The following is a 26,103-nucleotide window of genomic DNA, read 5'->3' on the forward strand; positions in this document are numbered from 1 at the left end:
AAGGCGGGCGGGTGGCCGGGGGCCTGCTGTCAGTGCCCCGACCTAACGTGCTCGGCATGTCGCAATCCGCACACGCGTACGCCTATCTGCGCCCGTCCGCCGTCCTCGGCGGCGAGGCCGGCCGGAGCCTCGCCCTGGAGACCTCCGGCGGCGCCACCCCGCTCGGGGCGGCCGCCCACCCGCGCTTCTTCGCGGGCTTCCTGGCCGAGCCCGCGCCGGCCGCCGCCGCGCTGCTCGCCGTCGCCGACGTCGCCGCCGCCCGCTACTACCAGCCCCAGCTGCGCGCCTCGCTCGACCCGGTGGTCACCGCCAACGGCGACCGGCTGCGCTTCGAGTCCTTCTCCGGCTGCTGCGGCGTCTACGCCCGGCTCGACGTGCTCGCCGCGGGCCTGGACGGCGACGAGATCGGCCACGGCACCACCAACGTCGACGTCAACAACCCGCTGCGCGAGGCGCTCACCCGGATCGGCCCCGCCGAGCCGCTGCACCTCGCCGTCGGCCCGGACGCCCTGGAGGTCACCACCTTCGACGGCCCGGTCGTCGAGAAGAAGGTCCCGCTGCCCGAGCGCTGGCTGCGCGGGTTCGCCGAGACCCAGGTCACCGCCGCCGGCTTCGACCTGCGCGCCGAGCTGTCCGCCGCCGAGGCGGTCCGCTTCCTGCGCTCGCTGCCGCGCGGCGGGGGCCGGGCCGGGGCGCGGACCGCCCAGTGGGTCGTCCCCGCCGGGCGCACGCTGCGGCCCACCACCCGGCCGGTGCCCGGCGCGGTCTGCCTGCCCGGGCCCGAGCGGCTGTCCGCCCTGCAGCGGGTGCTGCGGCACGCGCGGGCGCTGCGGGTCTACGGCCCGCCGGTCACCGCGGCCGGCCCGGCGGCCTCCGCCTGGGAGGTCGAGCTGCCCGGGATGCGGCTGACCCTCACCCTCTCGCCGGACGCCTCCCGGGGCTTCAGCGGCGAGGGCGGGGTGCTCGGCGCGCTCGCCACCGGCACCGCCGAGCAGGACGCCGACCTGGTGTCGGCGCTGCTCGCCTGGGAGCCGCGGATCGAGATCGCCGAGCTGGCCGAGCAGTCCGGGCTCACCCCGGCCCGGGTGCGGGCCGCGCTCACCCGGCTCGGCACGGCCGGGCAGATCGGCTACGACGCGGCGGAGGCCGCGTACTTCCACCGTCAGCTCCCGTACGACGCGGGGCGCGCGGAGGCGGCCAATCCACGGCTGAAGGCGGCCCGCGCGCTGGTCGCGGCCGGGGCGGTGCGGCTGGAGGACGGCGGCGGGACGGCGGTCGTCACGGTGGACGACCACGTCCAGCGGGTGCGCACGGACGCGGCCGGCGCGGTCGGCTGCACCTGCCTGTGGTGGGCGAAGTACCGGGGCGGGCGCGGGCCGTGCAAGCACGTGCTCGCGGTCGGCATGGTCCGCGAGGCGCGGGCGCAGGGCACGGCGGCCGGACCGGCACAGGAGGCGGCGCGATGAACACCGGAACCGTGAAGAGCGCGAAGGCCGGGAAGGCGCGGCCGGTGCTGGCCCTGACGGACGCGATGAAGGCCCTGCTGGCGGCGGTCCGCGAGGGCGAGACCGGACAGCTGCCGGGGCTGCTGGCCGCCCTCGGCCCGGCCGAGCGGCGCGCCTGCGTCCCGGAGCTCAAGGAACTGCGCCGGACCACCCGCGGCGACTGGTCCCAGGAGGCCAACCGGCGGATGGGCGCGCTGCTGGTGGCCGGCGCCGGCTGCCACCTCGGCGCGGCGGGCGCCGCCACCTGGATCGGCGCCCGGGACTTCTCCGGACGCTCCTGGGCCCGCCACCCCGCCCTGGCCGACGTCGTCGAGGCCCAGCCGGTGGAGTGGCAGACCGAGGTGGTCGCCCGGCTCGCCGCCAGGCGCGGTTCCGGCTGGAGCTGGGACCTCTACCCGCTGATCGAGCGGGTGGTGCGGCGCACCGGTTGCACGGTCCCGGCCTCCGACGACTTCGTCACCGAGTGGCTGCGCTCGGCCGCCGGGGCGGAGAACGGCCGGCGGGGCACCGCCGCCACCCTGCTGGAGCGGCTGCGGACGGACACCTTCACCCCGGTGCTGCTGCCCCGGGTGTTCGAACTGGACGATGTCGCCTGGCCGCTGAACGCCACCTACACCACCCGTTCGGGTGACAACTGGCCGGAGGCGATCGCCGGACTCGCCGCATCCGGGCCCATCGGGCACGAGGAGCTGATCGACCTCTGCCTCGGCCGGCTGGTGCGCGGCGGCAAGGCCGCCGACCAGCGCGCGTTCCTCGCCGTGCTGCTCGCGCTCGCGCCCGCCCCGGCGCAGTACGCGGCCCGGGTGCGCGACCTGCTGGCGCTGCTCGACGGCCAGTCGGCGGTGGCCGGCCACGCCCAGCAGGTGCTCGCCGGGCTGGACGAGGCCGGGCTGACCGAGCCGGAGGTGGTCGTCGAGGCCTCGGCCGTGGTGCTGTTCCGCAGTGAGAAGAAGCTGGTGCGGGCCCAGCTCGCCTGGCTGGAGCAGGCCGCCCGGCGCTCGCCCGAGCGGTCGGGCGCGGTGGTGCTGGCCGCCGCCGGGGCCTTCGGCCACCCCGACGGCGCTGTCCAGGAGCGCGCGCTCAACGTGGTCGCCCGCCGGCTCAAGGCCGCCGGGGAGGCCGTGCTGCCGGAGCTGCTGCTCGCCGCCGAGGCGCTCAACCCCGCCCACCACGCCCGGGCCGGGGAGCTGTTCGGCGCACCCGTGGCCGGCTCGGGCGGGGACGACACCGCCTGGGACGAACTGCTGCCGCCGGTCCCGGTGCCCGCCCCGCTCGGCGAACCGCTCGCCACCACGGCGGAGGTCGCCGAGGAACTCGCCGTACTGCTGGCCTCCGCGCAGCCCGGCGTCGCGGTCTTCGAACGGGTCCTGGACGGCCTGGTCCGGCACGCCCGCCGCGGCCGGGCGGCGCTGGCGCAGGCGCTGGAGCCGGTGCTGCGGAGCAACCCGTGGCAGGAGGCCGGCCGCTGGCGGGACTGCGGCCCGGGCGAGGTGCTGTACCTGGCCGCCGTGGTCGCCGGGAAGGCCGAGCCGCACCGGCCCGGCGCCGTCTTCCGCAAGGGCCGCAACCCGCTGCGCGGCACCCACAACACCGAGTACGGCAATGTGCTGGCCGCCCGGATCTGCGAGGCCGCCGAGCGGGTCACCACCGACACCCCGCCGTTCCTGCTGGCCACGCCGACCGACGCGACCGGCGCGATCGCCGCGAGCACGCTGGTCGAGCGCCTCGCCCGTTACGAGGCGCTCGGCGCGGCGGCCGGTCCGGCCGACCTGAGCGCCGCGCTGCTGCGGGTCGCCCCGACGGCGGACCCGGCGGTCCGGGCGGCGGCCGGCCGGCTCACCTCGGCGGCCGGCCGGTGGGCGGCGGCCTGGCTGCACGAGGGCGGCCTGCCGGCCCAGGGCTCGGAGCGGGTGCTCTTCGCCCCCGGCGCCGGCTACGAGAGCAAGCGGCGCTACTGGGAGCGCTGGTGGGAGGACCTCAAGCGGATCGCGGTCACCCAGCGCGGCACCGGCGGGCCGGCCGGCCCGGCGCACGAGCGGCTGGCCGCCGACTTCCGGGTGCTGCTGGAGAGCACCGAGCCCAGCGTGGCCCGGGTCCGCCGGTCGGACGACTGGCTCCGGGAGCCCACCGTGCACTGGGCCGCGATGCTCCCGCACCACCGCGAGGAGCTGGCCGCCCGCTGGCTGGACCGGTTCGCCGACTGCGCCGACCGCGAGCGGCGCGGCACGGCCCGGATGCTGGTCGTGCTCGCCGAGGCCGGCGGCCCGGCCGGGCTCGCCCTCCACCTCGCCCTCGCCTACGGCCTGGGCGCCCGCCACCCCGAGGACCGCGCCGCCGCCGTGGACGCCCTGCTCGTGCTCGCCGCCCGCGGTGACCTCGACGGCGCCCTGCTCGGCCGGGAGCTGGGCGAGCTGGTGGCGCTCGGCACCGTGAAGCCCAACCGCCTCGTCCGGTCCCTGACCAGCGCCGCCGACACCGGCGCCCACGCCACCGTCTGGTCCGTGCTGTCCGCCGCCCTCCCGTCCCTGCTCACCGGCGAGTCCCCGCGCGGCACCGCGGACCTCCTCGCCCTCGCCAACGACACCGCCCGGCGCAGCGCCGCCCGCGGCCCGGTCCCCGGACTCGCCGCCGTCGCCGCCCGCTCCGGCACCGGCCGTCTCGTCAAGGAGGCCCGCGCCCTCCACGCCCTCCTCGCCACCCCCTGATCCCGGCCCCTGACCCCGGCCCGGGTTCCGCGCCCCGGGTTTCCGCGCCTCGGGTTCCGCACCTCGCGCTTCGCACGGAGTGGCGGCGGGGGTTTGAGAACGGTCGTTCTTGACTGATCGTTCTTCAACTCCTAGAGTCCTGCCCATGGGAAGACCACGCGCCTTCGACGAGGAGCAGGCAGTGCGCACGGCGGCGGAGTTGTTCGCCGTGCGCGGGTACGAGGGGACCTCGGTGGACGATCTCGTCACCGGGCTCGGTGTGCACCGGGGGAGCCTCTACAAGGTGTTCGGGAGCAAACGCGGGCTCTACCTCGCCGCGCTGCGCCGCCACCTCGACGAGGAGGTGCTGCCGCTCGCGGCGGCACTCCGGGAGGCCGAGGGGCTCGCCGCGCTGCTGGCCCAGGCGGTGGCCGCGTTCGACGGCGGCCCGGCGGCCGGGTTGCTGCTGTCGGCCGCCGTGGAGCGGGCCGGGAGCGACCCGGAGGCCGGGGCGCTGGTCGCCGAGGGGATGGCCGCGCTGGACGGCGCGGTCGCGCAGGTGACCGGCGCCGGGGCCGACGGCGCCGGGGTGCTCGCCGCGACCGTCCTCGGCCTGCGGCTGCGCGCCCGCGCCGGCCTTGACGGCCCGCCGGCCGACGCCGTGCTCGCCTTCGCCGAACGCCTCGGCTGACGCCCGGTCAGCACCGCTCCACCGCACATCATCCACCAGTGGGAGGAAACAGTTCCATGGCCCGTGTCAGCATCACCGACCAGACCCTCGTCGTCGAGATCGAGGGCCTCGACCGGCTCTGGGCGGTCCGCAGCCGGATCGAGATCCCGCTCGGCAACGTCCGGGGCGCGACCGTCGACCCCGGGATCCTCCGGGAGCCCAAGGGGATCAAGGTCGGCGGCACGCACTTCCCGGGAGTGATCACCGCCGGGACCTTCCGCTCGGGCGGCGAGTGGGTGTTCTGGGACGTCAAGAACCCCGCCAAGGCCGTGGTGATCGAGCTCGCCGACGAGCGCTACAGCCGGCTGATCGTGGAGGTCGACGACCCGCGCGCCACCGTCGACCTCGTCGAGCACGCCAAGCGGCCCGCCTGAGCGCCTCAGACCGGCACGCCGTCGCCGCCCCCGGCCGCCGCCCGGGGGCGCGACCCGTCGGCGGCGGCCCGGTCGTCCGCGTCGTCCTGACCGGCCGCGCCGTCCGGCACCACCAGCGGCGCGCCGTCCCGGGGCGGTGCGGCCACCGCCCGCCACCAGCGCCGCAGCGCGGGCGCCCCGGCCGGCTCGAAGGGCTTGCCGGGCCGGGGCACCGCCAGCCGGGCGCCGTGCGCCCGCGCGGCGGCGGCCACCCGTTCGGCGGGCTCCTCCCACGGGTGCGGGGCGAGGTTGAAGGTGCACCAGTGGATGGGCAGCAGCAGGTCGCCGCGCAGGTCCAGATGGGCCCGCACGCCCTCCTCGGGCGTCATGTGGACGTCCGGCCAGAAGTCGCTGTACGCGCCGACCTGCATCATCGTCGCGTCGAAGGGGCCGAGCCGGCGGCCGATCTCGGCGAAGCCGGCGAAGTAGCCGGTGTCCCCGCTGTGGAACACCGTGCGCCCGCCGCCGGCCACCACCCAGGACGCCCAGAGGAACAGCGGGCTGGTGCGCGGGCCGCGGCTGCAGTAGTGGCGGGCGGGGGTGGCGGTCAGCGTCAGGCCCGCCACCTCGGCCGACTCCCACCAGTCGAGTTCGACGATCCGGCCGGCCGGCACCCCCCAGTGCTCCAGGTGCGCCCCGACGCCGAGCGGTACCGCGAAGACCGCGCCGCTGCCGGTCAGCGCCCGGATCGTGGCCATGTCGAGGTGGTCGTAGTGGTCGTGGGAGACGACGACCACGTCGACCGGACCGAGTTCGGCGAGCGGCAGCGGCACCGGGTGGAGCCGCTTGGGGCCGGTCCAGGAGAACGGTGAGCAGCGCTCGCCCCAGACCGGGTCGAACAGCACCCGGCGGCCGCCGATCTCGGCGAGCACGGTGGCGTGGCCGAGCCAGGTGAGCCGCAGCCCGGAGGCGGGCGGCGCGGCGAGGTCGGCCGGGAGCAGCCGGTGCAGCGGTACGGCGGCGGCCGGCGTGCGCCGGGCGCGGTCGGCCGCCAGCTGGGCGCGGGCGATCTCCAGCGGGCTGCGCGCGGAGACCAGCCGGCGGGTCGGCACGGGGTTGCGGAAGGCGCCGCCGGTGAACTGGCGGGAGCGGTGGATCCGGGCCAGCCGTTCGCCGCGCGGCTCGGCGCCGAAGGCGTCCGTGCGGACCCGGTGCCAGGCCGCCCGGGGCAGTCCGGCCAGGCCGGGCGGTGTGCCGAGGGCGGCGGACGCGGCGGCGGACGCGGCGGAGGCCAGGGCCGAGGACAGGGCCGAGGACAGGGCCGAGGAGAGGCCGAGGGCGCGGGAGTACCACGGGGCGGCTGGGCGGGGCACGGCACCTCCAGGGGCGGCGAAGGAGAGCTGGCATGCCGGGGCCGCCTACCGCCGGCCGGAGCGCCGACCCGGTACGACGACCGTCTCGTCGGAGACTACTCGTGCTCGGCCTTCCGGACCCGGCGAGCGGCGGCCGCCGTCCGCCGACCAGGGGCCTTCCCCCGTGATCAGGCGTAGAAACGGGTGATCGTCTCGGCGACGCAGTGCGGCTTGGCGCTCTCCGCGCTGGTGATGGTGAACCGGACCACCGCCTGCACGCCCCCCGGGACCTCGGTGGCGGAGACCAGCTCGGCCTTCGCCCGGATCGCCGTGCCCACCGGCAGCGGGGCGGGGAAGCGGACCTTCTCCGAGCCGTAGTTGAGGGCCATCCGCACGCCCTCGACGCCGTAGCACTCCTTGGCCAGCACCGGGATCATCGACATCGTGAGGTAGCCGTGCGCGATGGTCGAGCCGAACTGGCTCTCCTTCGCCCGCTGCGGGTCGACGTGGATCCACTGGTGGTCGCCGGTCGCCTCGGCGAACAGGTCGATCCGGGCCTGGTCGACGGTGTGCCACTGACTGGTGCCCAGTTCGGTGCCGACGGCGGCGGTCAGCTCGGCGAGGGAGGCGAAGGTCGTCACGGGGCGCTCCTGGGGCAGGCGGGACGGTCGGCGGTGCGCGGTGCTGCTGCGAACCCCGCCGAGTATGCCTACTCGCCGGTCACCTGTCAGGGGGTTCCCGTGACCGGGGACCACCGGGGCGGTGGCCGGCCGGCCGCGGCCGTCGCCGGGCCCCGGGTACGGCCCCCGCCGGGGCGCGCGGCCGTCACCGGTCCCCGCGCGCGGGGACCGGGCCTCAGCAGTGCGGGACGGGCCGGCCGGCCGCGGTCAGCCGGCGGCCGCTGATCAGTTCGGGCACCAGGGAGACGACCATCGGGTCCGGGTCGCCCACCCACGGCCGCAGGCCCGAGCGCAGCGCGCGGCGGACCTGCTCCGGGTCGCGCAGGACGTCCGCCCGGCCGTGCACCAGCACGCTCCAGCCGGTGCGGGTGACCGGGTCCAGCTGGTCGGCCTGGAAGGCGACGACGGTGCCGTCCAACCCGCGCGCGGTTGCACTGCCCCGGCGCACGGCCAGCAGCAGGCGCCCGTCCGGCGCGACCTCGAAGGAGACGGGCAGGACGGCCGGCAGCGCGTGCTCGGTGTACACCACGCGTCCGACGGGCACGGTGCTGAGCAGGCGCAGGCACGTGTCCGCGCCGAGTTCCTCCAGTGGGTCGTCACGGTCCATGGGTCCGATGGTCCCCCTCCCGCGCACGGGCCGACAGGGCCCATGGTCCCTGGGCGACAGGGTCTTGCGGCCGTCCTCCGGCGCCGCGGGAGGGGCGCCGGCGGTGCGCACGGACGGCGGAGGAAGCCCGCCGGGCGGGCGTGGCGGAGGCGTCCGGGTGCGGGAATCCGGCCCCGGAACGCGGCCGGGGGCCCGACGGTGACGGCACGGGGCGGTAGCCTGCCCGGCGGTGGCACCGGGGCGCGCCGGGCGTGCCGGGAGCCGGACGGCGCCGCCGGAGACGGCGGAGGGCCTGCGCGGCGGGCCGGAGCGGACGGCGTAACGGTTCGGCGGCCCTGGGAGTCCGGGGCCGGGCAGGAGGGGGCGGTGCGGGTGACACGTGGGGTCGATCTGGTGGTCATCGGGGCGGACGGCGGGCCGGACCGCGCCTTCGGCGGGTCCGCGCAGGCGGCCGAGGGCGCCCGGTTGCTGGCCGAGGTCCTGCCGGGGATGTGCTTCGACGCCGGCGCGGGCGCCAGCCGGGTCACCGTCGTCGAGCCGGGCGCGGACGCCAACACCATGCTCACCGCCGTCCGGGAGGCGGCCGCCCGTCCGGGCCGCTGGCTGCTGGTCTGCCTGGTGGGCCAGTTGGTGGCCGACCCGCGCGGGCGCCGGCTCGCCCTGGTGACGGCGGGCTCCACCGCCGACAACGCCTACCGGCGCGGGCTGGCCTGGGACTGGGTGGTCAGCGCCATGGTGCACGGCGACCAGGAGGAGGCGCTGCTGCTGGTCGACGCGGTCGCCGACAAGGACACCTGGGCGGTGCTGGAGCGCGGCGGCGGCGAGGACGGCGCGGGTGAACTGCTCAGCTATTCGCGCGTCCCGCTCTGGGGCCGGATCGGCCGCCACGCGCCCGGCCGCTACACCCCGGGCCGGCGCGGCCGGGACGCCGTCCTGCCGGGCGGCCCCGGCTCGTTCAGCCAGGCGCTCACCACCGTGCTGGGCCGGGGCGTCCCGGGCGCGCCCGCGGCGGTGGGACCGCACGAACTGCAGCCGGCCGTCGGCGCGCTGCTCGACGGTGGCGCCCCGCACGAGGCGAGCGGCGCAGGTGCGCCGTCGAACCAGCCCGACGCGCCGGGTGTGCGCCTGCTCGTCCCGCCGGAGGGCGGGCGCCTTCTGATGCGCAATCGGGCGGCGGTTCGGGGGGCATTGGTCGGATTGTCGCTTTCCGAGGAACTGTTGGCCGTGCTGTGGCGGGAAAGTGCCCCGACGGATCCGCCTTCCGCGTAAGGTCAGGAGCCCCCGGGTGTTGCCGTGAAGGGCCGGTTTGGCGAAGAATCGATGCCCGCGGGGGAACACCGGCGGGACGGCGGAATTCTTCTGGCGGCCCCGGTCCACACCCGGGGTCGGCTGCGACGAGGTGGGGCGATGCGGCAGCGCGGAAATGTGTTGCGCCCTGGGGCGGTTGGGGTCGGAGGGCTGGTGCTGGCGTTGTTGCTGGCCGGCTGCGCGAGCGGCGGGTCCGGCGGTTCCACCGATCGGCTGGGGACGAGCGCGCCCACGGTGGCGGGGGTGACCGCGGTCCCTCCTTCGGGTGGTTCGGCAAACGTCGGGAATGCGCCGACCGACGGGCCTGAAGGCGCGGCCGCGAGGTTGGCCCTGAGCACCTATCAGGACTGGTGGCAGGCGCAGGCGGAGGAGTACGGGAAGACCGATTCGGACGGCTCCCGTTTCCGTACCTTCGCCTCCGGGCAGGCGCTGACCGATGCGCTGGTCAGTCTCAAGCGGCTGCAGGACGCCAAACTGGTGATGACGGGCGAGCCGCGGACCTCCGCGGTGGTGAAGTCCGTCGATCTGACGGCCGATCCGAACACCGCCGTGATCGAGGACTGCCTGGACGTGTCCGGCTGGCACCAGGCCGACGCCGTCACGCACGCGGTGAAGGATCCGCCCGACCGGCTCGGCCGGTACGTGGCGACCGTGTCCCTGCGGCAGTTCCAAACGCGCTGGCTGGTCAACGAGTTCAAGCGGGAGGTGGGACGCACATGCTGAAACCGGTACGGCGATGGGTGATCGGCACGCCGTTGTTCGCCGGATTGCTCGTGGCACCCATGGGCTCCGCGGCAGCGGACCCCACCCCGACGGGTGGTGCCACCCATTGCGAGGTCGCCACCATCTGCACGGGCGCGGGCCATCCGGGCAGCACGCCCACGCCCGGTACGGGCAGTGGCGGCGGCGGGAACGGCGGCGGTTCCTCGGGGCCGCAGATCTGCGAGTGGAACGGCATGCAGCTCGCGTGCAACGACCCCGCGCTGGGCTGGTTCAGCGCCGTGGACGGCTGCTACTACATGCGCCTCAACCCCCAGCCGCCGGCGAGCGATCCGCGCTGGAAGGGGAAGACCCCCGCGGACGGGGACCTCTACACGGTGAACTGCCGCAGCTCCGACGGCTCACTGACCGGGAAGGAGGACACGGTCCTCGCCCAGGCGCCCGTCCCGCCGCCGCCGAACCCGGCGCAGATGGCCGCCCGGTACGTCGAGGACAAGCTGCACTTCGTGCCCCCGGAGCTCGGGGTCGCCCCCAAGAACGACCCGGTGGTGGGCGGGAACGTCTGGCTCTGGCTGGCGGACGCCAAGGCGCCGCCGACGAAGCCGCTCACCGAGGGCGGTCTGACGGTGACGGTCACCCCCCGGGTGGCCTCGGTGACGTGGGACCTCGGTGACGGGACCACCGTGACCTGCAAGGGCGCCGCCGCGGCCGGGACCCCGTACGACCCCACGTACGGAGCCGGCCCGTCACCCACCTGCGGCCACGTCTTCAAGAGCGGCTCCGGCACCAAGAAGGACGGCCGGTTCACCGGCAAGGTCAACGTCGTGTGGATGAACGACGTGACCGTGTCCGACGGGACGAAGGTCGACCCGATCGAGGTGCGGGTCGCCGCGGACGTCGAGTTCCGGGTCGCCGAGGTCCAGGTCCTCAACTAGCGCACAGCAACCCCGACGAACGAACGAACGCGAGGAAGGCCGAACCCCGGTGGAGAACCGTACAGTTGCCACGCCCGGCCCCGGCGCGACCGCCACGGCGACCGCGGCCCCCGCCGCGACCGCCCCCGCGGTCGCGCCGGAGCAGCGGCGCGGGGCGCCCCGCACGCCCGGGCGGACGCTCGGCGCGCGGCGCCGGCGCCCCGCCGTGCTGGCGATGGCGGTGGCCCTGATAGCCGCGGGCGGGCTCGGTGGGGCGGTGCTGTACAACAGCACCGGCCAGCGGGTCGCGGTGCTGGCGCTCGCCCGGGACGTGCCGTGGGGGCAGGTGCTGGCCGAGTCCGACCTGGTGGTCGTCCGGATCGCCAGCGACCCGGCGCTCAAGCCGCTGGACGCCGGCGACCGGGCCAAGGCGGTCGGGATGCGGGCCACCACCGACCTGCACAAGGGCGGGCTGCTCACCAAGTCCGACCTCGCGCAGTCGCTCGTCCTCAACCCCGGGCAGCTGCTGGTCGGTGTCTCGGCCCGGCGCACCCAGCTGCCGGCCACCCGGCTCCAGCCGGGCCAGCCGGTGATCGTCGTCTACACCCCCGACGGCGCGCGGGCCGAGACGCTCGCCGCCACCGTCTACACGGTCGGCCGGGTGGACACCGACGGCAGCCAGGTCTTCGACGCCGTCGTCGACCAGGCGGACGCGGGCAAGCTCGCCGCCTGGGTCGCCACCGGGCGGATCCAGGTGGTGGTGGCGCCGCGCGCCGCGGCCGGCACGCCCGCGGCCGGCACGCCCGCCGCCGGCACGCCCTCCGCCGGGGCTCCCGCCCCGAGCGGGGCGCCGGCCACGGGTGCCGCTGCCTCCGGTGCCGCTGCCTCCGGTGCTCCTGCCTCCGGCGCGCCCGCCGCAGGTGCGGCGGGCGCCGCCGCCGGGACCCCGGCCGCGGGCCGCCCGGCGGCGTCCGGTGCCCCGGTCGGGGCGGGTGGGAACTGACATGGCCGTCATCGCGGTGGTCGGCGCTCCGGGGGCACCCGGCGCGACCACGACGGCGCTGGCGCTGCTGCTGGCCTGGCCGCTGCAGCCCGGCCGCCGCGTCCTGCTCGTCGAGTGCGACCCGGACGGCGGCGCCGTGCTGGCCGGCGCCCTGGAGGGCCGGGTCGAGGCGGTCTACGGGCTGCGCAACCTCGCCGTGGCCGACCGGCGCGGGCTGCTCGCCCAGGCCCTCTGGGAGCAGCTGATCGACATCTCCCCCGAGGGCACCGCCGAACGCCTGCTGCTGCCCGGCCTCACCGACCCCGTCCAGGCCCCGGGCCTCGCCTACACCTGGGAGCCGCTGGTGGAGGTGCTGCGCGCGCTGGAACCGCAGGGCTACGACGTGATCCTCGACCTCGGCCGCTCCGGCGCGAGCGGCACCAGCGCGGTGCTGGCCCGGCGCGCCGACGTGGTGGCCGCCACGGTGCGCACCACCCTGCGCGGGCTGAGCGCCGTCCGGCCCCGGCTGACCGCGCTCGCCGAGGACCTCGCGACGGCGGGCACCGGCGCGGACGCGCTCGGTCTGCTGCTGATCGCCGAGGGGCCGTACTCGGGGGCGGAGGTCTCCCGCGAGTTCGGGCTGCCGGTGCTCGGGGTGCTGCCGCACGCGCAGCGCACCGCCCGGGTGCTCTCGGACGGCGGGGACGTCACCGATCGGCGGTTCGTCCGTTCGGAGCTGATGCGGACGGCGCGTTCGGCGGCGGACGAGATCCAGCTGACGGTCCGCCGGCGGCGGCAGCGGCTCGCGCCCGCCCCGGCGCAGCCCGCGCAGCTCGCGGCGGGGCCGGCGGGAGCTGCGGGGGCAGCGGGAGCAGCGGGAGCGCCCACCACGCAGGCCCCGGCCGCTCAGACCGCACCGGCCGCCCAGGCCGCGCCCGGGGCCGGCGCCGCCGGGTACGACTACGCCCGCCCGGCCCAGCCCGGGCAGGGCGTCGAGCCGCCGCAGCCGGCGCCCACCCCGTCGTACCCGCAGGCCCAGCAGGCCCAGCCCCACCTGCCGCAGCAGACCCCGCAGCAGCCGTACGGCCCGGTGCCGCCGGTGATCACCACCGGCCCGGTGGCACCGCTCGCCGGGCTGGCGCCGCAGCCGGCCGCCCCCGCGCCGTTCCCCGGGCACGGCGGCCCCTCGTACCCGGGCGCGCCGGAGCAGGCGCAGCCGTACCCGAACGCCCAGCCGTACCCCGGACCGGCCGACCCCGCGCAGACCCACGCCGGGCAGCCGTACCCCGGAGAGCCGTACCCCGGAGAGCCGTACCCCGGGCAGCCGTCCCCCGGCACCCGGCCCCACCACGAGCCCGTCGACGGGGAGGTGCTCCGTGCGCGGTAGCCCGCTGCACCAGCAGCCCGCGGCCGACCCGGCCGCGCTGCCCTGGACGACGCCGCTGCCCGGTCCGGTCCACCCGGTGGCGCCCGGCCGGGTCGCCCCGGCCGGCCGGCCGCAGCCGCACGCGGCCCCGCCGCAGGCCCAGCCCCCGGCTGCGCCCGCCGCGCCCACGGCACCCGGCGCCGCGCCCACCGCCGTCCCCTCCCAGCTGCCCTCGCTCGACCTGCGCGGCGCCGGCACCCGCCCGGCCGTCGACCCGCAGGTCGCGCGCGAGCTCAAGCGCCAGGTCGCCGCCGAGCTGCATCAGCAGATCACCCGGCTGACCGCGGGCTCCGGCACCGAGCCCGACCGCGCCACCCGCCGCCAGCGCGGCCGCGCGCTGATCGAGGAGGCCGTCGCCCGCTGGTCCGACGCCTACGCGCAGACCCACGGCATCCCGCCCACCCGGGACCAGGACCGCGCGCTCGCCGAGGCCGTCTTCGACCTGCTGTTCCGGGCCGGTCGGCTGCAGCCCTACCTCGACGACCCGGAGATCGAGAACATCCTGATCAACGGCTGCGACGACGTCTGGGTCTCCCGGGTCCACCAGCCGCTGCGCCAGGTCCCGCCGGTCGCCGACAGCGACGCCGAACTCGTCGAGCTGCTCCAGGACCTCGCCCGCCAGCACGGCGGCGGCGAGCGCACCCTGTCCACCGCCAGCCCCACCCTCGCCCTGCGCCTGGAGGGCGGCATGCGCCTCCAGGCGCTCACCGAGGTCACCCCCCGCCCGTACGTGGCGATCCGCCGGCACCGGGTGGCCTCGGCGACGCTGCCCGAGATGGTCCGGCTCGGCACCCTGGACACCACCCTCGCCGCCTTCCTGGCCTCGGCCATCCGGGCCCGGAAGAACGTGATGATCACCGGCACCCAGGGCGTCGGCAAGACCAGCCTGCTGCGCGCGATGGCCGCCGAGATCCCGCCGGACGAGCGGATCGGCACCCTGGAGTCGGAGTTCGAGCTCTGGCTGCACACCCTCGGCCATCTGCGCCAGGTCGTCCCGATGGAGGCCCGCGAGGGCAACGGCGAGCGGGTGGACGGGCGTTCGGCGGGCGAACTGACCATCGGCGACCTCATCCCGGCCGCGCTGCGGATGACCCTCTCGCGGATCATCGTCGGCGAGGTCCGCTCCGGCGAGGTCGTCCCGATGCTGCGCGTCATGACCAACGGCGAGGGCGGCTCGATGTGCACCCTGCACGCGCGCGGGCCGCACATGGTCGTCGACCGGATCGCGGAACTCTGCCTGGAGTACGGCTCGCACATGACCGACGCGCTCGCCTACCGGCTCACCGCCAACGCGGTCGACCTCATCGTGCACGTGGCGATGGTCGACGAGACCGCCGTCGGCGGCCGCCGGCACCGCTTCGTCTCGCACGTGCTGGAGGTCACCGGCCTCGGCGAGAGCGGCCGGCCCGCGCTGAACACCGTCTTCGGGCCGCGCCCCGACCTCGGCGAGCCGCGCGCCGTCCCGCACACCCCGCCGCAGTGCCTGGACGACCTGCGCCGGGCCGGCTTCGACGCCGCGCTGCTCGGCTCCCGGTACGGCAGCTGGGCCGCACCGCTCCAGCTCCGGATCGGCGGTGGGGCCCGATGATGCCGCTCTTCGTGCTCTGCGGCCTGGCCGTCGCGGCGGGCCTGGTCGTCCTGGTGGTCTGGGCGCGCGGCAGCGAGCCGGCCGAGGAGCAGGAGACGCCCGAGCCCAATCCGCTGGCCTCCCGGCTGCACGTCTTCTGGTACGGCGCGCCCGGCACCGCCTCGCACCGGGTCGCCCGGCTGCGCCGGATCCAGCTGCCGCTGGCGCTGATCGGGGCGCCGCTCGGCTGGCTGTTCACCGGCATCCCGCTGAGCGTGCTGCTGGTGCCGCTGGCGGTGTTCGGCCTGCCCTGGCTGTTCGACGCCACCCGCTCCGACACCGACCGGATCGAGCGGCTGGAGGCGCTGTCCGAGTGGACCCAGCGGATCGCCGACGTGCTGCTGCTCGGCGTCGGCCTCAACCAGGCCATCGTGACCAGCCGGCGCACCGCGCCCGCGCCGATCGAGGCCGAGGTCGGCGAGCTGGCCGCCCGGCTGCAGGCCCGCTGGCGGCCGGAGGAGGCGCTGCGGCTGTTCGCCGACAGCATGGCCGACGCCACCGCCGACAAGGTGCTCGCCGCGCTGCTGCTGCGGGCGGGGGACAGCGGTCCCGGCCTGGCCCGGGCGCTGTCCGACATGGCGGAGTCGGTGCGCGAGGAGGTCCGCCAGCGGCGCACCATCGAGGCCGATCGGGCCAAGCACCGCACCACCATCCGCTGGCTGGTCGGCATCATCCTGCTCGTCGTGGTGGTGGGCTCGTTCAACACCGAGTACACCCGCCCGTACGGCACGGTGCTCGGACAGGTCGTGCTCGGCGTGGTCTGCGCGCTGTTCGTCGGCGTGATCGCCTGGATGCGCGCACTGGCCTCGTACCCGCCGGTGCCCCGGCTGCTGGAGATGGACCGGCGCAGCCGTCCCGGCCGGGCGCTGCGGCGCCGGCGCGGGCAGGGCGCCGCGGAGGGCGCGGACGGTGCGGGCGGCGGGCCGGACCCCGGCTCCGCGGCCGGGGCCGACGGCGGCGCGCGACTGCTCGGGGAGGTCCGATGATCTCCCCCTGGTCCGTGCTGGCCGGCGCCGTGGCGGCCGGCGGCGTCGCCATGCTGATCGCCGAACTCCGGCCCGCGCCGCCCGACCTGGGCCAGGCGCTGGACCGGCTGCACCGCACCCCGGCCGACCGCACCCCCGACCCGGACGAGCGGCCGCGCTGGTTCGACCGGATCGGCGAGCGCTCCGTCACCCTGCGCGGGGTGCGCGTCCCCGAGCGGGAACTCGCCCTGATCGGCCGCACCCCGGCCCGGTTCATGGCGCACAAGCTGCTGTTCGCCCTGCTCGGACTGGTGCTGCCGCCGTACCTGGTGGTGGCGGCGCTGCTGCTCGACATCGACCTGCCGTTCGCCCTGCCGCTGGTGGTCGGGCCGTTGCTGGCCGGGCTGCTCTGGTTCGTCCCGGACGGGATCGTGCGCGGCGAGGCCAAGGAGGCGCGGGTCGAGTACCTGCACGGCATCGCCGCCTACCTGGAACTGGTCGCGATGGAACGGGCCGCCGACCTCGGCCCGGCCGAGGCGCTGCGCCGGGCCGCGGCGGTCGGGCGCGGCGCGGTGTTCCGCCGGATCCGCGACGCGCTGGACCGGGCGGCCACCGACCGGCTGCCGCCGTGGGCCGGACTGGACGCGCTGGCCGTGGAGTTGGGCCTCACCCCGCTCCAGGACCTGGCCGACATCATGCGGATCTCCGGCACCGACGGAGCGGCCGTCTACGACACCCTGCGGGCCCGGGCCAAGGGCCTGCGCGGGGAGTTGATGGCCGAGGACCTCGCCCGGGCCAACGCCGACAGCGAGCGGATGGTCGCGCCGGGCTCCGCGCTGACCATGCTGATGACCGTCTTGATCATTTTCCCCGCGCTCTACAAGATGCTCAACTGAACCGCCACGTCACGGAGGTCAGCGCCTCCGTCACCACACCACACCTCCTGGGAGCACCTGATGAACGCTCAGCTCAAGTCGCTGGCCGGACGATTGGCGGGCACCATGCTGCTGCCGATCCAGTTCGCCCTGCTGCTGTTCCACTTCCGGATGGGCCGGGTCAAGGCCGCCCGGGCGCGCGGCGACAAGGGCGCCATCAGCATCGAACTCGCGCTCGCCGTCATCGCGCTGGTGTTCATCGCCGGCCTGGTGACGGTCGCCCTGGTCAGCCTGAAGGACAAGGTCGTCAAGAAGGTCGACCAGGACCCGGCCTACCCCGGCGGGGGTGCGGCCACCCCGTGACCCGCCGTCCTCGCCTCCGCCGCGGCGACCGGGGGTCGATGAGCCTGAGCCTGGCCATCGTCTTCCCGGTCGTCCTGATCCTGATCCTGGCCGTCGCCCAGACCGGGATGTGGTGGTACCACCGCCAACTCGCGCTGAGCGCTGCCCGCGAGGGCGTGGACGCGGGGCGGATGCAGGGGAACCGGAGCGACGAGCAGAAGAACGAGGCGGCGCGCCGGCAGGCCGGCGACTTCCTCGACCGGCAGGGGAACACGGACCACCGGGTCGTCACCGACGGCAGTTCGCCGGTGCTGATCCGGGTCACCGTGGAGGTGAAGGCGCCGGTCATCGTGCCGTTCATCACGCCGCCGACCGTCACCCAGTTCGCCGAGGCCCCGCGCGAGCGGTTCGTTCCGCCGGTGGTGGTGGCCCCGTGAGCGTCATGCGGCGGTCGCGGCCCGCACGGGCGGCCGGGTGGGCGGTCCGGCGTGCGACCGGGCGTTCAGGCGTGCGTTCGGACGGGCGTCCGGCCGGGTGGGCGCGCCGCATCGCCGTGCGCCCGTCCGGCCGGGCGGCGCGCGGGCGCGACGGCGGCAGCGCCGCGATCGAGGCCGCGATCGTCGCGCCCGCCGTGGTGGCCCTGATCCTGGTCGCGGTTGCGGCGGGCCGGGTGCAGACCGCCGGCGGCACGGTGGAGGCGGCGGCCCGCTCCGCGGCCCGGACGGCCTCGCTGGCGCGCAGCGTCGACGGCATGGACGGCGCGGCGAAGGCCGCGGCGGAGCACGCGCTGCGGCAACAGGGCGTGCACTGCCGCAGCAGCAAGGTGGACGTCCGGCACGGCGAACTGGTGAGCCACGGGGTGACGTTGGCGACCGTCGAGGTGACGGTGCGGTGCGAGGTCGGCCTGGGCGATCTGGTGGGCGGGCCGAGCGTGCCGCTCTCGAAGACCCTCACCGGGCGGTTCGTCTCGGTGGTCGACCGCTACCGCGGTCAGTGAGCGGTGTGCGGGATGATGATGTGTCAGGTCATGGTGCGGGTGGTGACGGTGTTGTGAGGACGAGCGGGCCGGACGGGGATTGGGGAGCCGTCGGGCGGGGGAGACGCATGCGGAGGGCGCCCGGGGGAGGGCGGACGGACCGGTGGGGAGGGAACGCCATGGCACGCGGACGCGCGGTGCGGCGGTTCCGCCGCGCCCGGCTCGGCGGACCCTTCGGCGGGCGCACCGACCGGGGTGCGCTGTCGATCTTCGTCGCCATGTGCGCGGGCTACGTGGTGCTGGTCATCGCGCTGGTCATCGACGCCGGCGGCAAGCTGCGGCTGGCGGAGCGGGTCGACGGCTACGCCCAGGAGGCCGCCCGGGTGGGCGGTCAGCAGCTCGACGAGGCCGCCCTGCTGCAGGGCCAGGGCTACAAGGTGAAGCGGGCGTACGTCGAGGAGGCGGCCAACAGCTACCTCAGGCTGTACGGCCTGAGCGCCCGCACGGTGGAGTTCCTGGACGACGGCGCCACCGTCCGGATCACGGTGGAGGCCGAGTTCCGCCCCGTCCTGCTGGGCGATCTCGCGAAGCGGAAGGTCACGGGCCAGGGGAGCGCCACCCTCGTCCACGGAGTCAAGGAAGCGGAGACCGACTGATGGCCGCGCCACGCGTCAAGGACCAGACCCGTGCCGGGCGTCCGGCCCGGGGTGTGCCCACCACCACCCCCGCGTCCGGCCGACGGCCGGCACCGAAGCCGCCCCGCCGGGCGGGCGGCGGCCGGGGCGGAGCCGTGCTCTCCGCGCTCGCGGCCCTGATCACCCTGCTCGGCCTGCTCGCCGGCGTGCCCGCGCTGCTGCTGTACGGCACCCGGGCGGTGCTCGACATGGGCGAACTCGCCCCCGACGGCCTCGGCGCGCTGCTGACCAGCCCCGATGACGGGCGGCTGTTCCTGTGGCTGTTGGTGGTGGTCGGCTGGATCGGCTGGGCCTGCTTCGCGCTCTCCGTGCTGCTGGAGATCCCCGCGCAGCTGCGCGGCCGGGTCGCCCGGCGGATCCCCGCCTTCGGCTGGAGCCAGCGGGCCGCGGCCGGCCTGGTCGGTGCCGTCATCGCCCTGCTGCCGGTGGCCGGCGGAGCCTTCGCCGCCACCGCCGAGCACCCCCAGACGGCCACCGCCGCGACCGCCCAGGTGGCGGCCGGCGCGCAGCGGGCCGCGTTGACGGCCGCGCAGGCCGCGCCCTCCCTCACCCCCGCCGCCGAACCGCAGGCCTCCTACACGGTGCGCGACAGCCGGCCCGCCGACAGCCTCTGGTCCATCGCCGAGCGCCAACTGGGGTCCGGCGAGCGGTGGGTGGAGATCGCCAAGCTCAACGACGGCCGGGCGATGGACGATTCGGGCACCCGCTTCGACGCGGACCGGCCGATCCAGCCCGGCTGGAACCTGCTGATGCCGGGCGACGCCAAGCCCGACGACGCGAAGGCGCCCGCCCAGGCCCCGGCGCCCGCGCCGGCCACGACGCCGCAGGCCGGTACGGCCCAGGGCGGCGGCACCGTCACGGTCAAGGAGGGCGACAGCCTCTCGGCCATCGCCGAGCGGACGATGGGGGACGCCGAGGCCTGGCCCCAGCTGTTCGAGGCCAACAAGGGCGCCCAGGCGCCGGACGGCGAGCGGCTCACCGATCCGGACGTCGTCGCGCCGGGCATGGTGCTCACCCTGCCCGGGGCGGCCGCGCCCGCTCCGGCTCCCGCCCCCGATCCGGTTCCCGCGCCCGCGCCCGCTCCCGTGCCCGCTCCCGCTCCCGAGCAGGCGCCCGCGCCGAACACCCAGGCGCCCCCGGCGCCCGCCGCCGAGACTCCCGCCCCCGCGCAGCCGTCCGCGCCCGCGCAGACCCCGGCGCCCGCCCAGCCGTCCGCGCCCGCCGCGCACAGTGACGCCCAGGCGCCCGCCGCGCACGCCGAGCAGGCCCCGGACGACGACTACACCGTCGCCCTCGCCGCGTCCACCGTCGGAGTGCTGCTCGCCGCGATCATGGTCGGCGCCGTCGCCCGCAAGCGCGGCGGCCAGCTGCGCGCCCGCCGCCCCCGGCACCGCATCGCCCTGCCGGCCGCCCCCGCCGCCGCCTTCGAGGCCGAGCTGAAGGCCCGCCAGGACGACGCCGGGCTCGATCTGCTCGACCGCGCCCTGCGCAGCATGGCCCGCAACACCGTGCGCGGCGGCAAGCGGCTGCCCGCGATCGTCGCCGCCCGGATCACCCCCGGCCGCACGGTCGAGCTCCACCTCTCCGGGGCCGCCGCCCCCATCGCGCCGTTCCGCGCCGCCCACACGCCCGACATCTGGTGGTGCGCCGCCGACTCCGACGGCCTCCTGTCGCCGTCCCAGGCCCGCAAGACCGCCGCCCCCTACCCGGCGCTGGTCACCCTCGGCTCGGCCGCCGACGGCTCGGTCGTCCTCGCCGACCTGGAGACCGTCCGGCTGCTGCACCTCTCCGGCCACCCGGACGACGCCCGCGACGTGCTGCGCACCCTCGCCCTCGAACTCGCCCACAGCCCGCTCGCCGACCGCCTCCACCTGCACCTGGTCGACCTCGCCGAGGAGGTGCCGATCAGCGGCCCGGCCGCCGAGCGGATCCACCGCCACACCACCCTGGAGGGCGCGCTCGCCGCCCTCGGCCCGCGCACCGCCAAGGCCCGCGCGACGCTGGTGGCCGCCGAGGCCGCCAGCCCCCGGGACGCCCGCAGCCGCGGCCTGGCCGACGAGTCGTGGGTCCCCGAGATCGTGCTCTGCGCCCACCAGCCCGGCGGGGAGGTCCCGGCCGAGCTGGGCCGGCTGCTCGACGCCCGCCCCCGCACCTGCGTCGCCGTGGTCACCCGGGCGCCCGAGCGCGGCACCGGTCCGGTCGCCCGCTGGACCCTGCCGGCCACCGGCCAGGCCACCATCCCCGGCCTGCACGTCACCCTGGAGCTCCAGCGCCTGACCACCGGTCAGTACGAGCAGGTGACCGAGCTGCTGCGGACCGCCGACGACGCCACCCAGCACCCCGCCCCCGCCTGGACCCTGGACGGCGAGGAGCTGGAGCCGGCCGACCTGCCGGTGCCGGTGCTCGCGGCCGTCGGCGCCGCGAGCGGCCCGGGCTCGGACGGCCCGGCGGGCTTCTCGCTCGCCGCGCTGGACGCCGCCCTCGGCGGGCCGGACGACGGGGACGACCCGGACGGGGACTCCGACGACGGCCCGGGGGCGGCCGGGCCGCGCCTGCTGGCCCGGGTGATCGGCACCGGCGCCAGCCCGTTCGCCGGCGCCGGGCCGGCGGCGCTGCCCGCCCCGCGGCACCTGATCAACGGGCTCGGCCGCCAGGCCGGCGGCTCCGCCGTGCCGACCGGGCCGGCGGCCGCGTTCCCGGTCCCGGTCGTGGTTCCGGCCGCGGTCCCGACCGTGGTTCCGGCCGTGCCGGAGGGCTTCGACGGGGACGAGACCACGCAGAACCTCGGCCTGCCGGGCGCCGTCGAGCCCGTCGCCCCCGTCCAGCCGGTGGCCCCGGTGGCCCCGGTGGCCCCGGTCGCCCCGGTGGTCCCGGACCCGACGCCCGCCCTCGACGCCGCGCCCGTCCCGGCCGCCGTCCCCGCACCCGAGCCGGCCCCCGCCCCGCAGCCCGAGCCGGTGCCCGAACCGGCGCCGACGCACGACCCGGCCCCGGCGCCCACGGCCGCCGACCCGCGCGTCCCCGCCCGCCCGGAGCCGGGCCCGGCCGCCACCGCCCCGGTCGCCCGCACCGCCTCCGGCCGCAGCGACAGCGACGACCTGCTCGCCATCCTCCGCTCCCCGGAGGCGCACGCCACCCGGGCCACCCCCCGGATCCGGCTGCTCGGCCCGGTCGACGTCTCCGGCACCGGCGGCACGGCCGAGCCCGGCGCGGTCGTCCGGCTCACCGAACTCGCCGCCTACCTGGCCCTGCGCCCCGGCGCCGACCACACCGCCCTGGACCACGACCTGCACCCCGGCGCGGCCCACCTCGACCCGCATCCCACCACCGCCGACGGCCGCAGCCCGCTGCCCGGCAAGCTCGCCGACCTGGCCGCCTGGCTGGGCACCGCGCCGGACGGCCGGCCCTTCCTGGCCACCGACACGGCCGAGGGCTACACCTTCGCCCCCGCCGTCACCTGCGACTGGGACGAGTTCCGCAGCCTCTACCGGCGCGGCATGCGCAGCACCAGCGCCACCGCCGACGCGGCCCTCGCCCACGCCCTCGCCCTGGTCCGCGGCGCCCCGTTCGCCGAGGCCCCGCCCGCCTCCTACGGCTGGGCCGAGAGCGAACGGCAGGACATGATCGCCGCGATCGTCGACACCGCCCACGAACTCGCCGCCCGCCGCCTCCAGTACGGCGACCACCGCAGCGCCGAAGCCGCCGTCTTCCGCGGCCTCGCCGTCGCCCCGGACGTCGAACTGCTCCACCGCGACCTGTTCTACGCCTACGCCTCCGCCGGCGCCCGCGACCAGCTCCTGCGCGCCGTCAACCGCCTGGACGCCCTCAGCCGCCGCACCGGCCGCGACCTCGACGCCGACACCGTAGCCCTCCTCCGCGACCTCCTCGCCGGCTCCTGACCCCCCACCAGGAAGTCGACCCCATCGACTTCCTGCGCCACCACCCCCGGTCGCCGCCGCCCGCCCGCCAGGGCGGCGGCACCCCAGCGCCCCGAACCCCGCCCCCCGCTGGCCCCCCATCCCCATCCGACGCAGCGCCAAAAGTCGGCCCCATCGACTTCCTGCTCCACCGCCCCCATTGCCGCCGCCCGCCCGCCCAGGCAGCGGCACCTCAGCGCCCCGAACCCCGCCCCCCGCTGGCCCCCCATTCGCATCCGGTGCGGAGCAGGAAGTCGGCCCATCCGACTTCCTGCGCTCGCCGAGCCGCTGAAGAAACGTTTCTGCTTGGTGTCGAACCGGTCCGGGGTCCTGGCTGCGTAGCGCAGGAAGTCGGCCCCATCGACTTCCTGCTCCACCGCCCCAGGTCGCCGCCGCCCGCCCGCCCAGACGGCGGCGCCCCAGCACCCGAACCTCGCCCCCCGCTGGCCCGCCATCCGCATCCGGCGCGGAGCAGAAAGTCGGCCCGATCGACTTCCTGTGCTCGCCGGGCCGCTGAAGAAACGTTCCTGTTTGGTGTCGAACCAGTCCGGGGTCCTGGCTGCGCGGAGCAGGAAGTCGGCCCGTCCGACTTCCTGCGCCACCATCCCGGTTGCCGCCTCCCGGGCGGCGGCGTCCTGCCTGCCCACAGCCCGGCGCCCCGAACCTCGCGCTCCGCTGGCCCCTCATCCCCGTCCGGCGCGGAGCAGGAAGTCGGCCCGATCGACTTCCTGTGCTCGCCGGGCCGCTGAAGAAACGTTTCTGCTTGGTGCTGAACTGATTCGGCGTCTTGGCTGCGTGGCGCAGGAAGTCGGCCTGGTCGACTTCCTGCGCCCATGATTCGGCCAGGTGCCCCTCGGAAGGGCCAACGCCCATCCGCAGCAGCCGCGACCGGGCCGGAACCGTCCGCTTGACCGGTGCCGGAGTGGGAAGTCGGCCTCATCGACTTCCCACTCCTACGCTGCGGAATCCGATTCTGTCCGCAGCGCGGCCGAGGGGTGGAGTGAGAAGTCGGCCGGCCCGACTTCCTGTGCCCGGCCGCCCCGTGGGGGGCGCTTGCCAGGGGGCTTCCCGCCTCGCTCTTTTGTGGCTGCGTTGGGTTGGAGTGGGAAGTCGGTGTGGCCGACTTTCTGTGGTTGCGGGGCTGGTGGTGAAACGTTTCTGTTTGGTCCTGGGTTGCTGTGGTGTGGTGGTTGTGCGGGGGTGGGAGGTCGGTGTGGTCGGCTTTCTGGGTTTGTGGGGCTGGTGGTGAAACGTTTCGGCTCGGGGGTTGGGTGTGCTGGCTGTGGTTCTGGGGGTGGGGGATTGGGAAGTCGGCGGCGCCGACTTCCTGTGCTGGGGGCGGGGAGGTCGGGGGCAACGCAGACCCGGCCTGGATCGGGTGTGGCGCGATCTCGTAGGGTGGCGCACACGGTGTGGTGAGAGGCACCACACGGGGTACGAGGCAGCAGAACGCCGCTGGGCGGCGGGGCGGGGCGGTGACCTGGAGATGGCGGAGACGAGGGCGGTTCCCGGAGGCCCCGAGCCCGTACCGGACGCCGGGCCCCGGGACGCCGTACCGCCGTCGGCGCGCAACGCCTACGAGGAGCCCCCGCCCGGCCCCGCCGCCCTGTACGAGCCGCCACCCGCCCCCGGGCCGGTGCCCGGTCCGCCCGCACCGTCCACCGGATGGACCGTCACCGGCATGCCCAGCCCGGCACCGTTCGCTGCCCCCGGCGCCACGCCCGCGCACGGGTTGCCCGTCTTCGGCGGCCTGGGCGGCGGGCCGCGCGGCCGGATCCTGGTCGTCGAGGGCGGCTACGGCACCTCCGGCCGCCGCACCTGGGGACGCGGCGGCCCGGCGCAGGCGCCGGTGCTCTCCGCGATGCTCGCCGCCGTCTCCCCGCAGGTGCTGCTCGCCGCCGACGCCGTCGACGCCGTCCACCTGCCCGGCGCCAGCGACCCGCACACCGTCCTCGCCCATCTGCGGGCCGCCGCCCGCCACCCCGGGCCGCTGCTCGTGCACCTCGGCGGCCACCTCCTCGCGGACAAGCGCGGCGGCCAACTCCACCTCACCCTGCGGGACTCCAAGGCCGGCAGCATCCGTCAGGACGGCCTCGCCTGGCAGGCGATCGCCGCCGAACTGCGGCACCGCCCGGCGGACTGGCAGACCCTGGTGATCGCCGACCTGAGCGCCGACCAGAACGCCTGGCCGCTGCTCCAGGGCGCCCAGGGCACCGTCTCGCCGCTCGGGGACGGCCTGCCGCTGTGGGCCGTGATCAGCCCCGATCCGGAGCAGATCGGCACGTTCACCCGCGCGCTGATCGAGGCCCTGCACGGCGGCCGTCCGGGCGCCGAGGCGGTGCTCGCCCCCGAACAGCTGCGCCAGCAGGTGTACTCGGTGCTCCGCCCGGACGTGATCGTGCTCAGCACGCACGCGCCGGACCGCCCGGTGTTCCGCAACACCGCCCGGCGCGGTGAAGGCCCCTTCGCCGACGCCCCGGCCGCCGTGCTGCCCCGTCCGGCGGAGGCCCTGGAGGACGCCGTCTGGCCGGACGACCGGCCGTGGGGCGAGCCGCCGCGCGACGCCGTCCCGGGGGAGGCCGCTCCGCAGGACGCGGTGCCCCGGCCGGTCGTCACTCTGGACAAGCCGGCCGCCCCCGCCGCCGCGGCCCCGGTCGCAGCGGCGCCGGTGCCCGAGGGGCCGGTGAGCCTGCTGAAGCCCGGGGTGCCGCCCACCCCGCCGCTCCCGCCGCACCCGGTCGACCTGGTGAAGCCCGGCGCCTGGCAGCCCCCGGCCCCCGAGCCCGAGGAGACCACGCCCGAGCCGGAGCCGGAGGCCGCACCCGAGCCGGAGGCCGCACCCGAGCCCGCGCCCGAGGCCACACCCGCGCCCGAGGCCGCGCCCGAGCCCGAGCACTCGGAGCCCCGCGCCGACTACCGCGAGGTGATCGGCCGGATCGTCCGCAGCGCCGACGCGGGCGACCACGCGGCCGCCACCGACCTCGCCTTCGCCCTCGAACTGGAGGCGATCGCCGAGCACGGCCCGGTCTCCGCCCCGGTGCTGCAGGTCCGTCAGGTCCGCGCCCACGTCTCCCGCCTCGCCGGGCGGCCGGCCGAGGCGGCCGACCTCTACCGTGAGGTCGCCCTCTCGCTGCTCCGCACCCAGGGCGCCGAGCACCCGGAGACCCAGCACGCCGCGACCAACGCCGAGGCCTGCTGGCGGGCGATCGCGGACCGCACGGAGGCGCTCCGGATCGCCCCGGAGATCATCGAACTGCGCGCCCACCTCCCGGGCCCGGACGGCCGCAAGCTCCGCGCCGCCGAACGCCACCTCGCCGCCCTCGCCGCCGACCGTCCCGACCCCGCCTGAAGGCCGTGGCCCGGTGGCAGGGCGGCGCCGCCAGGCCGAGCGCTCCCTGCGGACGGGTGAGCCCCTGCCGCCGACGGACACAGCGGAGGCCGACTT

21 protein-coding genes are annotated in these 26,103 nt (G+C 76.9%); 18 read left to right on the forward strand and 3 right to left on the reverse strand.

Annotated elements, in window-relative coordinates; translation table 11 throughout:
- The first annotated feature begins 56 nt into the window (after positions 1 to 56).
- The 4 genes from ACF1AK_RS13410 to ACF1AK_RS13425 all read left to right on the forward strand — a co-directional run bounded on the left by ACF1AK_RS13410 (position 57) and on the right by ACF1AK_RS13425 (position 5,293).
- Complete coding sequence (locus tag ACF1AK_RS13410; RefSeq protein WP_391498923.1) at positions 57 to 1,466, forward strand: winged helix-turn-helix transcriptional regulator; 1,410 nt, start codon at positions 57 to 59, stop codon at positions 1,464 to 1,466.
- Positions 1,463 to 4,210: a DUF6493 family protein gene (locus ACF1AK_RS13415; protein WP_391498924.1), complete on the forward strand. Its 2,748-nt coding sequence runs from the start codon at positions 1,463 to 1,465 to the stop codon at positions 4,208 to 4,210. The genes ACF1AK_RS13410 and ACF1AK_RS13415 overlap by 4 nt, the downstream gene beginning before the upstream one ends.
- Before the next feature lie 145 nt (positions 4,211 to 4,355).
- A complete protein-coding gene (locus tag ACF1AK_RS13420; RefSeq protein ID WP_391498925.1) occupies positions 4,356 to 4,880 on the forward strand; it encodes a TetR/AcrR family transcriptional regulator in 525 nt (174 codons plus the stop codon).
- A gap of 56 nt (positions 4,881 to 4,936) precedes the next feature.
- Positions 4,937 to 5,293: a hypothetical protein gene (locus tag ACF1AK_RS13425; protein ID WP_380297056.1), complete on the forward strand. Its 357-nt coding sequence runs from the start codon at positions 4,937 to 4,939 to the stop codon at positions 5,291 to 5,293.
- A 5-nt stretch (positions 5,294 to 5,298) separates the two neighbouring features.
- Here ACF1AK_RS13425 and ACF1AK_RS13430 read toward each other — a convergent pair whose 3' ends face one another.
- The 3 genes from ACF1AK_RS13430 to ACF1AK_RS13440 form a co-directional block, all read right to left on the reverse strand.
- Positions 5,299 to 6,513 (reverse strand): MBL fold metallo-hydrolase, encoded by a 1,215-nt coding sequence (locus tag ACF1AK_RS13430; protein ID WP_391499061.1) that lies wholly within the window; start codon positions 6,511 to 6,513, stop codon positions 5,299 to 5,301.
- Positions 6,514 to 6,812: 299 nt separating this feature from the next.
- On the reverse strand, positions 6,813 to 7,265 hold the full coding sequence (locus ACF1AK_RS13435; protein WP_391498926.1) for a MaoC family dehydratase: 453 nt from the start codon (positions 7,263 to 7,265) through the stop codon (positions 6,813 to 6,815).
- A gap of 214 nt (positions 7,266 to 7,479) precedes the next feature.
- Positions 7,480 to 7,911, reverse strand: coding sequence for a pyridoxamine 5'-phosphate oxidase family protein (locus ACF1AK_RS13440; protein WP_391498927.1), 432 nt, complete (start codon positions 7,909 to 7,911; stop codon positions 7,480 to 7,482).
- Positions 7,912 to 8,277: 366 nt separating this feature from the next.
- Here ACF1AK_RS13440 and ACF1AK_RS13445 point away from each other — a divergent pair, with 366 nt between their 5' ends.
- The 14 genes from ACF1AK_RS13445 to ACF1AK_RS13510 all read left to right on the forward strand — a co-directional run bounded on the left by ACF1AK_RS13445 (position 8,278) and on the right by ACF1AK_RS13510 (position 26,007).
- Entirely contained in the window at positions 8,278 to 9,180 is a 903-nt protein-coding gene (locus ACF1AK_RS13445; RefSeq protein ID WP_391498928.1) for a hypothetical protein, read from the forward strand.
- Positions 9,181 to 9,372: 192 nt separating this feature from the next.
- Positions 9,373 to 9,942, forward strand: a complete 570-nt coding sequence (locus ACF1AK_RS13450) for a hypothetical protein (RefSeq protein ID WP_391498929.1) — start codon at positions 9,373 to 9,375, stop codon at positions 9,940 to 9,942.
- The gene (locus ACF1AK_RS13455) at positions 9,936 to 10,874 is read left to right on the forward strand and encodes a hypothetical protein (protein WP_391498930.1); all 939 of its coding nucleotides are present in this window, start codon (positions 9,936 to 9,938) and stop codon (positions 10,872 to 10,874) included. The genes ACF1AK_RS13450 and ACF1AK_RS13455 overlap by 7 nt, the downstream gene beginning before the upstream one ends.
- Before the next feature lie 49 nt (positions 10,875 to 10,923).
- On the forward strand, positions 10,924 to 11,856 hold the full coding sequence (locus ACF1AK_RS13460) for an SAF domain-containing protein (RefSeq protein WP_391498931.1): 933 nt from the start codon (positions 10,924 to 10,926) through the stop codon (positions 11,854 to 11,856).
- Position 11,857: 1 nt separating this feature from the next.
- Positions 11,858 to 13,222, forward strand: coding sequence for a hypothetical protein (locus ACF1AK_RS13465; RefSeq protein ID WP_391498932.1), 1,365 nt, complete (start codon positions 11,858 to 11,860; stop codon positions 13,220 to 13,222).
- Positions 13,212 to 14,849: a CpaF family protein gene (locus ACF1AK_RS13470; protein ID WP_391498933.1), complete on the forward strand. Its 1,638-nt coding sequence runs from the start codon at positions 13,212 to 13,214 to the stop codon at positions 14,847 to 14,849. Before ACF1AK_RS13465 ends, ACF1AK_RS13470 begins: the two co-directional genes overlap by 11 nt.
- A complete protein-coding gene (locus tag ACF1AK_RS13475; protein ID WP_391498934.1) occupies positions 14,846 to 15,874 on the forward strand; it encodes a type II secretion system F family protein in 1,029 nt (342 codons plus the stop codon). Before ACF1AK_RS13470 ends, ACF1AK_RS13475 begins: the two co-directional genes overlap by 4 nt.
- Positions 15,871 to 16,749, forward strand: a complete 879-nt coding sequence (locus ACF1AK_RS13480) for a hypothetical protein (protein WP_391498935.1) — start codon at positions 15,871 to 15,873, stop codon at positions 16,747 to 16,749. The genes ACF1AK_RS13475 and ACF1AK_RS13480 overlap by 4 nt, the downstream gene beginning before the upstream one ends.
- Before the next feature lie 60 nt (positions 16,750 to 16,809).
- The gene (locus ACF1AK_RS13485; protein ID WP_391498936.1) at positions 16,810 to 17,091 is read left to right on the forward strand and encodes a hypothetical protein; all 282 of its coding nucleotides are present in this window, start codon (positions 16,810 to 16,812) and stop codon (positions 17,089 to 17,091) included.
- A 38-nt stretch (positions 17,092 to 17,129) separates the two neighbouring features.
- Entirely contained in the window at positions 17,130 to 17,507 is a 378-nt protein-coding gene (locus ACF1AK_RS13490; protein WP_391498937.1) for a TadE/TadG family type IV pilus assembly protein, read from the forward strand.
- Between the two features lie 71 nt (positions 17,508 to 17,578).
- On the forward strand, positions 17,579 to 18,067 hold the full coding sequence (locus ACF1AK_RS13495; RefSeq protein WP_391498938.1) for a TadE/TadG family type IV pilus assembly protein: 489 nt from the start codon (positions 17,579 to 17,581) through the stop codon (positions 18,065 to 18,067).
- Between the two features lie 158 nt (positions 18,068 to 18,225).
- Positions 18,226 to 18,702 (forward strand): hypothetical protein, encoded by a 477-nt coding sequence (locus ACF1AK_RS13500; protein ID WP_391498939.1) that lies wholly within the window; start codon positions 18,226 to 18,228, stop codon positions 18,700 to 18,702.
- Positions 18,702 to 22,640, forward strand: a complete 3,939-nt coding sequence (locus ACF1AK_RS13505) for a LysM peptidoglycan-binding domain-containing protein (RefSeq protein ID WP_391498940.1) — start codon at positions 18,702 to 18,704, stop codon at positions 22,638 to 22,640. Before ACF1AK_RS13500 ends, ACF1AK_RS13505 begins: the two co-directional genes overlap by 1 nt.
- Positions 22,641 to 24,144: 1,504 nt before the next feature.
- Complete coding sequence (locus ACF1AK_RS13510; RefSeq protein WP_391498941.1) at positions 24,145 to 26,007, forward strand: hypothetical protein; 1,863 nt, start codon at positions 24,145 to 24,147, stop codon at positions 26,005 to 26,007.
- Positions 26,008 to 26,103: the final 96 nt, after the last annotated feature.

Origin of the sequence: Kitasatospora sp. NPDC015120 (assembly GCF_043080305.1) — a bacterium.
GTDB lineage: Bacteria > Actinomycetota > Actinomycetes > Streptomycetales > Streptomycetaceae > Kitasatospora.

What these genes read in the sequence shown, in the direction of transcription:
- ACF1AK_RS13410 (WP_391498923.1), top strand. Translation starts at nt 57, where the DNA reads ATGTCGCAATCCGCACACGCGTACGCCTATCTGCGCCCGTCCGCCGTC.
- ACF1AK_RS13415 (WP_391498924.1), top strand. Translation starts at nt 1,463, where the DNA reads ATGAACACCGGAACCGTGAAGAGCGCGAAGGCCGGGAAGGCGCGGCCG.
- ACF1AK_RS13420 (WP_391498925.1), top strand. Translation starts at nt 4,356, where the DNA reads ATGGGAAGACCACGCGCCTTCGACGAGGAGCAGGCAGTGCGCACGGCG.
- ACF1AK_RS13425 (WP_380297056.1), top strand. Translation starts at nt 4,937, where the DNA reads ATGGCCCGTGTCAGCATCACCGACCAGACCCTCGTCGTCGAGATCGAG.
- ACF1AK_RS13440 (WP_391498927.1), bottom strand. Translation starts at nt 7,911, where the DNA reads ATGGACCGTGACGACCCACTGGAGGAACTCGGCGCGGACACGTGCCTG.
- ACF1AK_RS13455 (WP_391498930.1), top strand. Translation starts at nt 9,936, where the DNA reads ATGCTGAAACCGGTACGGCGATGGGTGATCGGCACGCCGTTGTTCGCC.
- ACF1AK_RS13465 (WP_391498932.1), top strand. Translation starts at nt 11,858, where the DNA reads ATGGCCGTCATCGCGGTGGTCGGCGCTCCGGGGGCACCCGGCGCGACC.
- ACF1AK_RS13475 (WP_391498934.1), top strand. Translation starts at nt 14,846, where the DNA reads ATGATGCCGCTCTTCGTGCTCTGCGGCCTGGCCGTCGCGGCGGGCCTG.
- ACF1AK_RS13480 (WP_391498935.1), top strand. Translation starts at nt 15,871, where the DNA reads ATGATCTCCCCCTGGTCCGTGCTGGCCGGCGCCGTGGCGGCCGGCGGC.
- ACF1AK_RS13485 (WP_391498936.1), top strand. Translation starts at nt 16,810, where the DNA reads ATGAACGCTCAGCTCAAGTCGCTGGCCGGACGATTGGCGGGCACCATG.
- ACF1AK_RS13490 (WP_391498937.1), top strand. Translation starts at nt 17,130, where the DNA reads ATGAGCCTGAGCCTGGCCATCGTCTTCCCGGTCGTCCTGATCCTGATC.
- ACF1AK_RS13500 (WP_391498939.1), top strand. Translation starts at nt 18,226, where the DNA reads ATGGCACGCGGACGCGCGGTGCGGCGGTTCCGCCGCGCCCGGCTCGGC.
- ACF1AK_RS13505 (WP_391498940.1), top strand. Translation starts at nt 18,702, where the DNA reads ATGGCCGCGCCACGCGTCAAGGACCAGACCCGTGCCGGGCGTCCGGCC.
- ACF1AK_RS13510 (WP_391498941.1), top strand. Translation starts at nt 24,145, where the DNA reads ATGGCGGAGACGAGGGCGGTTCCCGGAGGCCCCGAGCCCGTACCGGAC.